Source organism: Streptococcus merionis DSM 19192, assembly GCF_000380085.1.
Lineage (GTDB): Bacteria > Bacillota > Bacilli > Lactobacillales > Streptococcaceae > Streptococcus > Streptococcus merionis.
Map to the genome: position 1 here is coordinate 29,105 of NZ_KB904560.1, position 13,942 is coordinate 43,046.

The 13,942-nt window shown below is 42.0% G+C and carries 17 protein-coding genes; 15 read left to right on the forward strand and 2 right to left on the reverse strand.

Going from position 1 to position 13,942, the window contains the following annotated elements:
* Positions 1-3: 3 nt before the first annotated feature.
* Positions 4-1,167 carry an ATP-grasp domain-containing protein gene (locus tag A3I5_RS0110615; protein WP_018374588.1) on the forward strand — a complete coding sequence of 388 codons (1,164 nt, stop codon included), beginning with the start codon at positions 4-6 and terminating at the stop codon, positions 1,165-1,167.
* Positions 1,168-1,403: 236 nt separating this feature from the next.
* On the opposite strand, the gene mnmE is transcribed toward A3I5_RS0110615, so the two are convergent.
* Positions 1,404-2,777 carry a tRNA uridine-5-carboxymethylaminomethyl(34) synthesis GTPase MnmE gene (gene mnmE, locus A3I5_RS0110620; RefSeq protein WP_018374589.1) on the reverse strand — a complete coding sequence of 458 codons (1,374 nt, stop codon included), beginning with the start codon at positions 2,775-2,777 and terminating at the stop codon, positions 1,404-1,406.
* Between the two features lie 275 nt (positions 2,778-3,052).
* Here mnmE and A3I5_RS11970 point away from each other — a divergent pair, with 275 nt between their 5' ends.
* The 14 genes from A3I5_RS11970 to uvrC all read left to right on the forward strand — a co-directional run bounded on the left by A3I5_RS11970 (position 3,053) and on the right by uvrC (position 13,169).
* Entirely contained in the window at positions 3,053-3,739 is a 687-nt protein-coding gene (locus tag A3I5_RS11970; protein ID WP_018374590.1) for a recombinase family protein, read from the forward strand.
* Positions 3,740-3,944: 205 nt separating this feature from the next.
* Entirely contained in the window at positions 3,945-4,421 is a 477-nt protein-coding gene (locus tag A3I5_RS0110630) for a hypothetical protein (protein ID WP_018374591.1), read from the forward strand.
* 39 nt (positions 4,422-4,460) lie between these two features.
* On the forward strand, positions 4,461-5,627 hold the full coding sequence (locus A3I5_RS0110635) for a hypothetical protein (RefSeq protein ID WP_018374592.1): 1,167 nt from the start codon (positions 4,461-4,463) through the stop codon (positions 5,625-5,627).
* A gap of 31 nt (positions 5,628-5,658) precedes the next feature.
* A complete protein-coding gene (locus A3I5_RS0110640; protein ID WP_018374593.1) occupies positions 5,659-6,114 on the forward strand; it encodes a hypothetical protein in 456 nt (151 codons plus the stop codon).
* A gap of 3 nt (positions 6,115-6,117) precedes the next feature.
* On the forward strand, positions 6,118-6,480 hold the full coding sequence (locus tag A3I5_RS0110645; protein WP_018374594.1) for a hypothetical protein: 363 nt from the start codon (positions 6,118-6,120) through the stop codon (positions 6,478-6,480).
* Positions 6,477-6,827 carry a hypothetical protein gene (locus A3I5_RS0110650; RefSeq protein WP_018374595.1) on the forward strand — a complete coding sequence of 117 codons (351 nt, stop codon included), beginning with the start codon at positions 6,477-6,479 and terminating at the stop codon, positions 6,825-6,827. The genes A3I5_RS0110645 and A3I5_RS0110650 overlap by 4 nt, the downstream gene beginning before the upstream one ends.
* Positions 6,828-7,010: a hypothetical protein gene (locus A3I5_RS0110655; protein WP_018374596.1), complete on the forward strand. Its 183-nt coding sequence runs from the start codon at positions 6,828-6,830 to the stop codon at positions 7,008-7,010. It abuts the gene before it with no gap.
* Between the two features lie 373 nt (positions 7,011-7,383).
* Positions 7,384-7,728, forward strand: a complete 345-nt coding sequence (locus A3I5_RS0110660) for a DUF2200 domain-containing protein (RefSeq protein WP_018374597.1) — start codon at positions 7,384-7,386, stop codon at positions 7,726-7,728.
* A gap of 21 nt (positions 7,729-7,749) precedes the next feature.
* The gene (locus A3I5_RS0110665; RefSeq protein WP_026217041.1) at positions 7,750-9,027 is read left to right on the forward strand and encodes a bifunctional folylpolyglutamate synthase/dihydrofolate synthase; all 1,278 of its coding nucleotides are present in this window, start codon (positions 7,750-7,752) and stop codon (positions 9,025-9,027) included.
* Positions 9,024-9,590, forward strand: coding sequence for a GTP cyclohydrolase I FolE (folE, locus tag A3I5_RS0110670; RefSeq protein WP_018374599.1), 567 nt, complete (start codon positions 9,024-9,026; stop codon positions 9,588-9,590). The genes A3I5_RS0110665 and folE overlap by 4 nt, the downstream gene beginning before the upstream one ends.
* A 4-nt stretch (positions 9,591-9,594) precedes the next feature.
* Complete coding sequence (folP, locus tag A3I5_RS0110675) at positions 9,595-10,395, forward strand: dihydropteroate synthase (protein WP_018374600.1); 801 nt, start codon at positions 9,595-9,597, stop codon at positions 10,393-10,395.
* 6 nt (positions 10,396-10,401) lie between these two features.
* A complete protein-coding gene (folB, locus tag A3I5_RS0110680) occupies positions 10,402-10,761 on the forward strand; it encodes a dihydroneopterin aldolase (RefSeq protein ID WP_018374601.1) in 360 nt (119 codons plus the stop codon).
* Positions 10,758-11,246: a 2-amino-4-hydroxy-6-hydroxymethyldihydropteridine diphosphokinase gene (folK, locus tag A3I5_RS0110685; protein WP_018374602.1), complete on the forward strand. Its 489-nt coding sequence runs from the start codon at positions 10,758-10,760 to the stop codon at positions 11,244-11,246. Before folB ends, folK begins: the two co-directional genes overlap by 4 nt.
* Positions 11,247-11,381: 135 nt before the next feature.
* Positions 11,382-13,169, forward strand: coding sequence for an excinuclease ABC subunit UvrC (gene uvrC / locus A3I5_RS0110690; RefSeq protein ID WP_018374603.1), 1,788 nt, complete (start codon positions 11,382-11,384; stop codon positions 13,167-13,169).
* Between the two features lie 137 nt (positions 13,170-13,306).
* Here uvrC and A3I5_RS0110695 read toward each other — a convergent pair whose 3' ends face one another.
* Positions 13,307-13,900, reverse strand: a complete 594-nt coding sequence (locus tag A3I5_RS0110695) for a TVP38/TMEM64 family protein (protein ID WP_018374604.1) — start codon at positions 13,898-13,900, stop codon at positions 13,307-13,309.
* Positions 13,901-13,942 lie beyond the last annotated feature (42 nt).

A 13,942-nucleotide genomic window follows, 5' to 3' on the forward strand; every position in this document is an offset into this window, starting at 1 on the left:
TCTATGAATTATTTGGTTTTATCGCCTTTTTATCCAGAGAATTTTCAGCAATTTTATATTGAATTAGCTAAGAAAGGGATTAGCGTACTGGCCATTGGTCAAGAGCCCTACGAGCAGCTGGGGCAAGGCTTGCAGGCTGCCATCACAGAATATTTCCGAGTGAATGATCTGGAGGACTTGGATGAAGTCAAGCGTGCGGCGGCTTTTCTTTTTTACAAACACGGGCCATTTGATCGGATTGAGTCTCAAAATGAGTACTGGCTAGAGCACGATGCGGCTTTGCGTGAGCAGTTCAATGTCTTTGGCATGCGCTACAAACACTTGGAAAAGACCAAGTTTAAGTCAAAGATGAAGGACTATTTCAAAAAAGCAGGCGTGCCAGTGGTTCCAGGTAAGGTTGTTGATGCGATTAAAGATGTTGATCAGGTAGTCAGCGACTTAGGGCTTCCTTTGATTGCTAAACCAGACAATGGTGTTGGTGCTTCAGGTGTTTTTAAGTTGACAGATGAAGCCTCTATCCAGAACTTTAAAGAAACTTGGGATGGGAAGACGCCTTATTTCTTGGAAGCGTTTGTTGATAAGGCTGTTGTTTGTACGTACGATGGTCTGGTTGATATTGAGGGCAATATCATCTACGAAACAAGTTTGACTTATAACAAGACCCCTTTTGAAATGGTCGAAAATCAGCTGGATATGGGTTATTTTGTGGAGAAAACGATCGATCCCGTTCTTCGTGACTATGGTCAGGCCATCGTCAAATCGTTTCAAATGCGTGAACGGTTCTTTCATATTGAGTTTTTCCGCTATGAAGATGGTTCTTATGTGGCGCTTGAATACAATAATCGTGCAGCTGGTGGCTACACGGTTGATGCCTATAATCACAGCCAACGCATTAATCTCTTCCGTGATTATGCAGCTATGATTGCTGGCGAGGAGCTGCCAGAACACGATTTTGCTCAGTATTCTTTAGTATGCTCTAGGCGTGATGGGTATGACTATAGACACACTGATGATGAGATCAAGGCAGTTTATGGCGATAAACTGATTGACCGCAAAGCTTTGTCGGGTGCTTTCGCTGAGCTATTAGGCAATGTAAACTATTTCTTTGTCTTTGATGATCGAGCAGAAGCCGATGCCATCTATGAATTTGTCACTAAACGTAAATAAAAAAGGAGTCCTTTGAAGCCATCGTGTAAAAAGCTGTGATTTCAAAGAAATCCATTCAATGGTTTTCAGACAATAAACAAACCGCTTGAAAACTATGTGGAAAAATAGTTAAAGAGCTGAACAAAGTTTCTAAAAACAATAAAACTGCATGAAGCCATCGTTAGGTAAACGTTGATTTCGTGCAGTTTTCGTATTTTAGCAGGGTGAAATGACCCAGTGAGTTGCAGACCTAGAGACTATTTCCCAAGACAGAATTGGCTAAAGAGCTGTGTGATGAGTTCATCTGGAGCAGCATCGCCTGTGACTTCACCCAAGATTTCCCAGCAGCGGGTCATGTCCACCTGAAGAAGATCCACAGGCATACCGAGTTCAAGACCTTCGTTGACACTGTTGAGGGCTTCGAGTGCTTTTTCAATGAGGGAAATATGGCGGGCGTTAGACAGATAGGTCGCGTCTTGCTCAACAAGGCCAGCATTGTCAAAGAAAATCTGGTTAATACGGTCTTCAATCTGGTCAATGTTTTGATTTTGCAGGACGGAGATAGGGATAACATCGTCAGGCAAAAATTCGCGCTCAATAGCCTGATGAAGGTCAGTTTTATTCAGTAAGATAATGCGGTTGCTAAACTGGCTGATATCAAGAAGAACCTTGTCTTGAGGTGTCAGAGGTTCTGCACTGTTGAGGACGAGAAGGACAAGATCAGCTTCTTCAAGTGCTTTTTTAGAGCGTTCAACACCGATTTTTTCGACAACATCATCGGTCTCTCGAATACCAGCTGTGTCAATTAATTTTAGCGGAACGCCCTTGATATTGACGTATTCCTCAATGACATCGCGAGTTGTTCCTGCAATGTCGGTGACAATGGCCTTGTCCTCACGAAGCAGATTATTGAGCAGGCTTGATTTGCCAACATTGGGGCGCCCGATGATAGCAGTAGACAGTCCCTCGCGGAGGATTTTTCCACGCTTGGCTGTGCGGAGGAGATCTGATAAGAGCTTGGCAAACTCTTCGGTTTTCTCACGGAGTAATTGAGTGGTCATCTCTTCAACGTCGTCGTATTCTGGGTAGTCAATGTTGACCTCAACCTGAGCCAAGGTGTTCAGGATTTCCTGCCGTGTGGTATCAATGAGATTTTTCAGAGAACCATCCAGCTGTTTGACCGCAATATTCATAGCTTTGTCCGTTTTAGCACGAATAATGTCCATAACAGCCTCAGCCTGGGTCAGATCGACACGGCCATTTAGAAAAGCGCGCTTGGTAAATTCGCCCGGCTCAGCCATGCGTGCGCCTTCTCGAATGAGGAGTTGAAGGATTTCGTTGGTTACTGCAATTCCGCCGTGGGTGTTGATTTCGACCACATTTTCCCGAGTGAAGGTACGGGGAGCCAGCATGACTGTGACCATGACCTCATCAAGCACCTTATCTACCAGTGGGTCAACGATGTGACCATAGTTAATGGTGTGGCTGGTAACAGTTGTTAAGTCCTTTCCACGAAAGACGCGGTTAGCAATAGTGAGCGCATCTGTACCAGACAAACGGACAATCCCGATCGCCCCTTCGCCAAGAGGTGTAGAAATAGCAGTAATCGTATCAAATTCTTTGGTAATCATAGCCCTATTGTAGCGCAAAATCAGGGCAGTTGCAAGGTTCGAGGTTGAGTTGTGAGGAGTTATGCACTATTTGGAAATCAACTCATTAATCATATGATTTATGAAGAAAGTATCAGTTACTTGGTTATATATAAATTATAGTAATCCAAGCTTTGATTTGCTAATACTTATCAGGTTTGACTATAGCTATCACTGTCCCGAAATAATTTTCCTCTAAACTTAACTTATCTCCAATCCTCTGCTACAATACCAAAGTTAAGTAAAAGGAGAAATCAGTGGCAACATATTATGCTAAGAAATTCAAAAATCGAACTCATATCAAAATCGGCTACGCCCGCGTCAGCTCAACGGACAACCGCCAAGAATTGGGCTTGGAAGTCCAAAAGGAAGCTCTTAAAAACTGCGATATTGTCTTTATTGAGAAAGATTCTGGTGGCAAGCAAGACCGCCCGAAACTCAAAAAAGCCTTCGAACTCGCAAGGCAGTGTTCGAACAATGGCATAGACACAACGCTTGTCGTTTACAAATTAGACCGCCTCACTCGGAAAATGTTTCAGCTGTCGGACATCATTCAAGACCTCACCAGCCACAACATTAAGCTCAAAAGCATTCAGGAAAATATCGAAACAGATTCGCTAACGGGTAAGTTTTTCTGCCTGATTCTCGGCTATGTGGCGGAATGGGAACTAGAAGCGATTCGAAATCGCACCAAAGACGGACTGCGAAAAGCCCGCGAGCGCGGTGTAAAGCTTGGTAATAAAGGCATTTCTAAGAATCTTGAACGGCTAATCATTTCCGAATACCTCTCGGCAAACATGTCGGTTCGCAAACTGTCTCAAAAGCTCAAAATATCCACTGCGACCATTTACAGCGTTTTGCGGCGCAATAGTATCCCAATAAATCGTCAAAAAGCACATAATGTGTTGACGAAACCTCAAAAAAATGGTAAAGTAAACATGTAAACTGTTTTAGTAGACGGTCGTTTATTAAAACAATCAAAGTCATCCATAAGAAATAAATGAAATGCTGATTTGACAAGGTTTTTAGGATTTTGTCAGGTTGGCATTTTTTGATTTTTCAGTGTTTTAGTTGACGACCGTTAACTAAAACACGCCAAAACCCTATTGTAGCAGGGATTTTGGGGTGAAAAATAAAAAGGAGATTTTTATGCGGATTCCTATTAGATATATACCATTTATTATTGTTTTTGCGGTTGTTGTTTTCGGTGCTGCCGCTATTATTATCAATTATCAAAACAAGAAACTTATTGAAGCTGGCATTATGCGTAAGCGTGCCTTATATTTCTTTAAACGCAAGTATATTTTTAAGTCAAAGTTATTGGATTTAAAATCAATATACGATGCAATTGATAAGTCTTATATGGATTCCGAAGGCATTGTATGCCAATTAAAGGAGAGCCAATCCAGTATTGTTATGTGGGGAAAATCTGTAGACAATGAAACAACCGTTGTCTTTACTTCTAAAGGTGGCAAAAATTATGATGTTGAATTTGAGTTCTATGTTGAGGACGTCGAAGGTTACCCAATAGAACGATATATTAACGTTTTCTTAACCTCCGTAGAAAAAGCATTTGAGCAGCTTGATCCTGATTACAAGGGATCTTCTGAGCCTTTTTTGAAGTAAGCTCTTAAAGTTAAAATACCAAAAAAGAAAGATAATATTATGACAAAATTCAGAAAAATAGCAAAGTATCTATTATCCATTTCTGTTGTTACTGCCTTATCTCTATGCTTTATGGGATGCCATAAACAAACAACCACCATCGAAACGGTAGAATCTATCGACGAAATTATTGAAGAATCTTCAAATGATGCTACGGAAGACGAGGTTGATTTTAAAAACCAGTATTCTCCATATCAAGTTTATACGCGTAAAGATAGTATTAACATCACAGATACTCAGCCTTATGTGGCGCCTGCCAATGTAGATAATTATGTCGGTTATTATGAAATAATCCCACATGACTCTGTAGATAAAGATACCGAAACAGAAAAAAGATATCTTGAAATCAAAGAAAATGGTTACTATACATTATATAAGGAAGATATTTTCACAGGTATTATTCACCAAGAAAATGTTAAGTATATCCAATCCGATGATTCTTATGTTAGATCTGATGAACTCACAAAACACTTAAGGATAGAATCAGGCGTTCTCACATCGGAGTTTACTACACTTAAACTACGGCCTATCTCAATATTTAGCAACTATACTTACGATTTTAATTTAGAATGGGTTTACGATATGGAAGGCAAACGAGAAACATTAGCCTTTACGGCTGGTGAGGTAAAAAAGGACGACGATGGCAATCTCACAGTTTCAAATGTACCTCTTTTAGGCGAAATGTCTTATACGATCTATATAGGTCCATACAGCGATTTTAGTGGAACCGTCACCGCAGTGGATAATGGCGAAATTGTTTTTGAGGATAATAGTCAACATGCGACACGTAGATTCAAAAAGACAGACGATATTCCTGAATACGTTAAACGAAGTGTCTTTCAGCAGTATTATGACTGGCTGGAAAATTATGATACAAAATTCAAGAATAAGAATGAATTTCTCCAAGCGTTAAGAACTGAAGGAATTCAAACTAAGGGTGATAAAGCATTAGATGATGAATTTCTTTCTAAAAAAGGATATACGGCATCAGGTGAAAAAATACAAATGAAATATCTTTTCTGTCCAGGAAATTCTTATGCTGACTGTTATGGATATGATGGAAATAAGGTATATAAAGGGGATCTTAATGAAAATGCCGATATTATAGAATGGGAAGAAATGACATTAAACACAGAAGCTGTGAAGAATGCAATCGCTAATCATTAATGATTCTCATTAACGAGGAGGTAGAAATAGCGTGAAAAGATTATTGAATATTGTTTTTGCGGGATTGATTGGAATTTGTCTTTTCGGTTGTCAAAGTCGCGCCAACTATGTTGGTCAATGGCAAACTGATATTTTCGACCAAGGTAATAGTCGTAAAGCTGGTGCTGGATTTGCTGGTAGTGCATTTGGAGGTGGTGTATGGAATAGTATCTCTTCTGCTATTGCTAATCAGCTCCATTGGAATGCGACGTTAACCTTAAACGAAGATGGCACTGCGGTTATGGATAATGGTATGAAGTTTAGTGCGACTTGGCGTGAAGAAGGCGGACATATCGTTATCGAAGGAGATAATATTGAAGGAACGGCGACTCTTTCTGATGACAACAATACCCTGTACTTCAAAAATAACCTTAGTGATGAGCCTTCATCAAACGGTATGACAATCGGTCAAAACTATTTAGAGTTCGAATTTAAACGAGTGGAGTAAGTAATGAAGAAGAAATTATTATCTATTTTAGCCTTAGGTCTGACGATTCTTTTAGTTGCCTGTGGGCAAAGAAATAACCTAACTACGGATGATTTTCCATCAATTGGTTCTGGTTTGACTAAAAGTTCCTTAGAGCAAGCTGTCGGTAAACCACATGAATCCTCTAAAAGTCCTCTGGATGTTGCTAAGATGATGTTACAAATATTTGATGCGTCCAAAGAAGTTGACCCTAAGTGGAACCCTGAAAATACACCAACAGAGTATTATCTCTATAAATTGTCTGATGGTAACACTGCTATGGTAGCGATTCTGGTAGATGACCAAGTCGTTGAAATTACAACTAATCCGTTGAGGTACGAAGAATGATTGTAGATGAATTTAAAAAGCTAAAAGCAAGTATTCGTTGGCGAATAACAGCTGTGTTAATAGTGGCTTTTCTTGGATTTATATTTTTATTAAAAGATAATGGATCAATAAATTATGGTGGTTTCTCTTACGAGGTTGGCTCTGTTTTTGATCCTGCGTCATATACCAGCTATGGTTTCTTTAAAACTGCTGAGAGTGAAATAAATCAATTAGCCTCTCAAAAACGTAATGGCAGTCTGGCTGGGTTTATCTTCTGTATTTTAGCAGAGGGTGTCTTAGTCTATTCTCTGTGGAAAGAAGATGATATTAAAGATATCATTTTGAAAATAAAGAATGGAGAGATATAGGTGGATAAGGTTTTAGGGATTATTATTTTCGTTATTGCTTGTTTTGTGATCGTTAAGATGTGGGAGCTTCTTGAAACGGTAATAGCTGGAATTTTAAGATTTTTTGGTGGTCTCATTGGAGGTGCATTTACCAGAAGTCTCGAAAAATATGAAGAAAGTAAGAACCAAGAAAACAGAGATTAAGTTTTTTATCGGCGACTCCCAATCGCATCGCTGTCCGCTTCGGGTAGTTTAAGAAATGGCGATAGTCCCTGACAATTTGCCATTTTTCAAGCAAACCGTCAGGCAACTTACTGCGTATTTTTATATCTTTTCGTTAGCTTCTTAGCGACACAATTAAGTCAGCTTCGTTTTTGGGAGCTGGCTTGATTTTTTATTCTAGACTCCAGAGCTTAAAATGTCGGAGAAAATTTATCCTGAAAACGAATCGTGCTTAGCTATCAGAATAATTGAATAAGGCGAGGCTAAACAAGCAACACAAATTGAGCCTTTTTACAAGGTTATGAGAGGCGGTTGGTTGTTTGGACTGCTGAGGGAGGTGTGGTATAATAAATTCATGAAAATTTTTACGATGTCATTTGCTAGTGTCTATCCTTTGTATGTTCAAAAAGCGGAGCGAAAGGGACGAAGCAAGGAAGAAGTCGAGGAGTTGATTTTTTGGTTGACTGGCTATGATGACGAGAGCTTGCAAGACGTACTTGACCAAGGCCTAGATTTCCAGACGTTTTTTGATCAGGCACCAGCCTTAAATCCTAAGGCAAAACTTATCAAAGGCGTTATCTGTGGTTACCGTGTTGAAGAGATTGAAGACCCTCTTATGCAAAAGATTCGCTATCTGGACAAGATTATTGACGAGTTAGCCAAGGGCAAAGCTATGGCTAAGATCAAACGGGAAGTTTGAGGAAAGAAGATGACAAAACCAATTAGCTATGAGGAATGCCTTGACTGGATACACAGTAAGTTGAAATTTGGCATTAAGCCAGGCCTTCAACGAATGGAATGGATGTTGGGCCAATTAGGAAATCCTCAGGATAAGATTCAAGGGATTCACATCGTTGGTACCAATGGTAAGGGCTCAACAGTGGCTAATCTCCAGCAGATTTTTACCACCTCTGATTATCAAGTGGGTTCTTTTACGTCGCCCTTTATTCTGGATTTTCGAGAACGGATTTCGGTCAATGGTCGTATGATTAGTCAGGCAGATCTGATCAATCTGGTAGATCGTGTCTATGCAATCGTTGAAGCCTTGCCTGAGGAAACGGGACTTGAACCTGCGACGGAGTTTGAGATTATCACGGTTATGATGTTTCTTTACTTTGCGGAAATACATCCCGTTGATCTCGTTCTTGTTGAGGCGGGGCTTGGTGGGCGTCTGGACTCGACGAATGTCTTCACGCCACTCATGGTGGTCTGCCCGTCTATTGGGCTAGATCATCAAGCCATTCTGGGAAATGCCCATGTTGAGATTGCAAGGGAAAAGGCTGGCGCGATCAAGTCAGGCGTGCCTTTTGTCTATGCGACGGAGCGTGAGGATGTCGCTCAAGTTTTTGAAGATGTCTGCCTTGACAAGCGTGCCCCAATTTACCGTTTAGGAGCTGATTTTAGCCTGAAGAATGGACTTTATAGTGACAGGGCTGGTCATGTGCTTGAAACTATCGTTCCAGGTCTGCCTGGCCAACACCAGATTAGCAACGCTGGTCTAGCGATTAAAGCCAGCTTGCTTTTGCAGGAGCAGTTTCCTCGAGTGACGAAAGAGACCATTCGACAAGGTTTAGCGCAGACCAGCTGGGTTGGTCGGACAGAATTACTGGCTTCTAATCTCATGATTGACGGTGCCCATAACGACGAGTCTGTCAAAGCCCTCTGCGACCTGCTTAAGTCAGATTACGCCGATAAGACTATTCATATCTTGTTTGCAGCGATTGCTGGCAAGCCAGTAGAGACCATGTTGGCGCAATTGGCAGAAGTCGGTCAGGTTACGGTGACCAGTTTTGATTACCCTACAGCCTTATCATTAGAGCAATACCCAGCAAATTTTGCAGAGATTACCGATTTTAGACAGTGGCTGGCCAACACAAACTTCACAGCTTCGCACGATTTTTATGTTGTTACAGGATCTCTGTATTTTATTTCCCAAGTGCGAAATCACCTAATCCCTTTTGAAGAGTCAGAAAGGGAGCAGAAAAAGAGGAATTTATGACGATAAATCAAACACAAGTAGAAGATGCTGTGCGCCAGCTTTTAGTGGCTATGGGGGAAAATCCTGACCGCGAAGGGCTTTTGGACACGCCAAAGCGCGTGGCTAAAATGTACCAAGAGATGTGGTCTGGTTTAGGTAAAGATCCGAAAGATGAATTCACTGCGGTCTTTTCAGAAGGTCACGAAGAAGTGATTTTAGTCCGAGATATTCCTTTTTATTCCATGTGCGAGCACCACTTAGTGCCTTTTTACGGCCTTGCTCATGTGGCCTATATTCCGAGTAGGGGGCATGTGACAGGACTTAGCAAGCTCGCGCGTGCGGTAGAAGTCGCTAGCAAGCGCCCACAGTTGCAGGAACGTTTAACCGCTCAGGTGGCAACAGCCTTAGATGAAGCGCTGTCTCCAGAAGGTGTCTTTGTCATGGTTGAGGCCGAACATCTGTGTATGACCATGCGAGGGATAAAAAAGCCAGGAGCTAAGACTGTCACAACGGTTGCTAAGGGTGTCTTTAAGGATAATATCGACCAGCGCAAGGAGATTCTTGCCATGATACAGAACGGGTGAAAAGATGATAACGACGAACTATTTAACTGATAATGCCACAATCATGGGAATTTTGAATGTCACACCAGATTCCTTTTCAGATGGTGGGAATTATGTGACTATCGAAAGTGCCTTAGCGCAGGTGGAAAAGATGTTGACCGATGGTGCAACGGTCATTGACGTTGGCGGTGAATCAACACGACCAGGTGCAGACTTTGTCACGGTTGAAGATGAGATTGCCCGTGTTGTGCCTATTATCAAAGCAATCAAAGCAAAGTTTGACTGTCTCGTCTCCATCGATAGCTACAAGACAGAAACTGTAGCTGCGGCTTTGGATGCTGGAGCAGATATCATCAACGATGTCTGGGCAGGTCTTTATGATGGTCAAATGTTGCAGCTAGCAGCTGAGCGGAACGTGCCAATCATTCTCATGCACAATCAAGCCGAGGAAGCTTATGGCAACGTTGTTGAGGAAGTCTGCAGTTTTCTTTCTGAGCGAGCACAGGCAGCGCGCGACGCGGGTGTTTCAGCTGATAACATTTGGCTGGATCCTGGCTTTGGCTTTGCCAAAAATCCTCAACATAACATTGACTTACTCAAAGGTCTGGATCGCGTTTGTCAGCTAGGCTATCCTGTCCTCTTTGGTATTTCTCGTAAACGAGTGGTGGACTATCTGCTGGGCGGAGGAACGAAGCCCTTGGAGCGCGATCAAGCGACAGCAGCTCTTTCTGGTTATGCCATTGAAAAAGGGTGTCAGATGGTCAGAGTGCATAATGTTGCAGCTAATAATGATGTGGTTAAAACCGTGGCGCAGCTCAGAAAGTGAGACATGATGGATAAGATTTTTTTAACCGATTGCCGGTTTTACGGCTATCACGGAGCCTTTGCAGAAGAGCAAACCTTAGGGCAAATCTTTGTAGTGGATTGTGAACTGTCACTTGACTTGACTAGAGTGAGTCAGTCTGATGCTTTGGCAGATACGGTTCACTATGGGCATGTGTTTGATACGATTAAAGCTCAAGTGGAGAACAATAAATATCAGCTGATTGAACGCTTAGCAGGAGCCATCATTGAGGATCTTTTAGCACAATACCCTACTGTTCAGGCGATTAAAATCACCATCAAGAAAGAGAATCCGCCGATTGCAGGACACTATGCTCATGTCGGTGTGACCTTGGAGAGACAAAGATGAGTCAATTTTACCTCAGTCTGGGAAGCAATATAGGTGATCGAGAAACCTACTTACGCTCAGCAGTGGAGGCGATTTCGCAAATGCCTGCGACAGCGATCAAGGCCGTCTCATCCTTTTATCAGACAGCCGCTTGGGGCAAGACTGACCAAGAGGACTTTCTCAATCTCTGCGTTCATGCGGTATCTGACTTGTCACCTCAAGAGTTTTTGGCGCATACCCAGACTATTGAAAAAAATTTGGGCCGCGTCCGCCACGAGCATTGGGGGCCGCGGACATTGGATATTGACACGCTGTTAATTGATAATTTGGTCATTGATGAGCCTAATCTCATAGTTCCCCATCCCTATATGACAGAGCGTGCCTTTGTTCTCAGACCTTTGGCTGAAATTGCTAGCGCAGTTATCCACCCTGTGGAAGGACAAAGCATTGCCAAGTTATTGAGTCAACTAGCAGAAGAAGGAGTTGTGCGCTATAAAGCTTACTAACTTGGACAGCAAGGGGATGACATCAAAACGAGTAAACTTGATTAAACCAAAAGTGGCTCGCCATTCTCATATGGTCTACGTTGGAGTAGCTTAACGTTTTTTAAAAAGCGCGATCTCTGTGGTATAATGAAATCTATGAACAAAACGATTCAAGCCAAACTGGAGCTGCTACCGACCAGTCCAGGCTGCTACTTGCATAAGGATAAGCACGGGCAGATTATCTATGTCGGCAAGGCCAAAAATCTACGTAATCGGGTGCGTTCCTACTTTCGAGGAAGTCATGACACCAAGACGGAGCTTTTGGTATCTGAGATTGAGGATTTTGAGTTTATTGTCACTACTTCAAATATTGAAGCGCTCTTGTTAGAAATTAATTTGATTCAGGAGAATAAGCCTAAGTATAATATCTTGCTCAAGGACGACAAGTCCTATCCTTTTATCAAGATTACTAACGAGCGTCACCCAAGGATTATCATTAGTCGTCAGGTCAAAAAAGGCACGGGGACTTATTTTGGTCCTTATCCTGATGCGCATGTCGCAAACCAAATTCAGAAGCTTCTCAACCGCCTTTATCCGTTTCGGAAGTGCAAACTGCCTGAAAATAAATACTGCCTTTATTATCACTTAGGGCAGTGTCTGGCTCATGGCGATCACATGCCATCTCAAGAAGACTACGCTCAGATGACTCGTGAAGTTGGCCAGTTTTTAAATGGACAAGATGACAAGATTATCCATGACATCAGAGACAAGATGGACAAGGCATCGGAAAATTGGGAATTTGAGCGAGCAGCAGAATATCGCGACATTCTTGAGGGAATTTCAACTCTGAGAACCAAGCAACGGGTCATTGCTCAGGATATGCAGGATCGTGATGTCTTTGGTTATGCTGTGGATAAGGGCTGGATGTCTGTCCAAGTTTTTTTTGTTCGTCAAGGCAAATTGATTGAGCGCAATAGCCAGCTCTTTCCTTATTATGGTGATGCAGAAGATGACTTTTTGACCTATCTCGGTCAATTCTACAGGGATAGTCAGCACCTCATGCCAAAGGAAATTTTACTCCCTCGGAACATTGATGTAGAGTCAGCAGAAGCTCTCGTTTCTGCCAAAATTGTCCAGCCCCAAAAAGGGGAAAAAAAGCAATTGGTTCAATTAGCTATCAAGAATGCCACTGTCAGTCTTCAACAGAAATTCGATTTACTAGAAAAAGATGTGGCTAAAAATCAAGGTGCTATTGAGCAACTTGGACAAGCTCTTGGATTAGATAAGCTTCGCAGGATTGAAGCCTTTGATAACTCCAACATTATGGGAACCAGTCCAGTTTCAGCTATGGTAGTTTTTATTGATGGCAAGCCCAGCAAGAATGACTACCGCAAATACAAAATCAAGACGGTGTCTGGGCCAGACGACTATGCTAGTATGCGAGAAGTCATCAGCAGACGTTATAGCCGTGTCCAACGGGATGGACTTGCTGAGCCAGATTTGATTATCATTGATGGTGGCCAGGGGCAGGTGAATGCTGCCAAAGAAAGTTTGCGTGCTATCGGCATGGCTCATATCCCTGTCGCTGGTCTACAAAAGAATGATCGTCACCAGACTCACGAGTTGCTCTATGGCAATCCGCTTGAGGTTATTGAGCTTAAGCGAAATTCTCAGGAATTTTTCCTGCTTCAGCGCATTCAGGATGAGGTTCATCGGTTTGCTATCACTTTCCACAGGCAACTACGTAGCAAGAATACCTTCTCCTCAAAGCTTGATGATATTGAGGGCTTGGGTCCCAAGCGAAGGCAAAAACTTCTCAAACATTTCAAATCCCTTATCAAGATTAAGGAAGCTAATGTTCAGGAAATCGCAGAAGCTGGTGTACCTTACAAGGTAGCTGAGCGAGTCAAGGACAAGCTAAATGCCGATGAGGAGAAGAATTAGAACTTTTAGATTATCAAATCCATTTTAGTCTCCCCCTCCCGCAAGACTGATTAGGGTTTAATTGTTTAATGATGACAAAAAGGAGATTGAGATGCTTTTTATCCCAATCTCCCTTTGTGTCTATAAAAGTTTTAGCACTAAAGAAGTAAATTTTTGATAAATTCGCCACCATTAATCAAAAGGTAACTGTAAACGACAATGGAAATTGGGCGGCACAGCAGAGCAATCAGGAAAAATTTGCGGTAGGACATGCTGGTCAAACCAGTAATCATCACCACGATGTCTGCGGGTGCCATGGGAGAAATCATGCAGAAAATAAAGAAAATCTCAAAGCCACGTTTATTGTCAATCTTACGCTCGTATTTGTAAAATGTTTCCTCAGACATAAAGAGAAGACAGAATTTTTTACCGTAGATACGCGCAAGGTGAAAGAGAATGAGTGAGCCTATGATTATCCCTGAAGAATTGATAAAGAAAGCCAGAAGTGGCTGAAAAATAAGAAAGCCGACAACTGTTGTGACACCGCCTGGAATGATAGGGAAGACAACTTGTACCACTTGGACTAAGAAAAAAGCAAAAGGTGCTATGACAGGGTAGCGCAAAGCCCAATCTTTCATCGCGTTTTGATCGTTAAGAATACCTTGTTTGTAGAGCCATATGACTGCTAGACCAGAGGCAATCAGAGCTACAATGCCAAGGATCTTAAAGGTTTTTTGCCAGAACTTATACATGTTTTCATTATACCATGACATAGTAAAATTTTGTATTTTGAA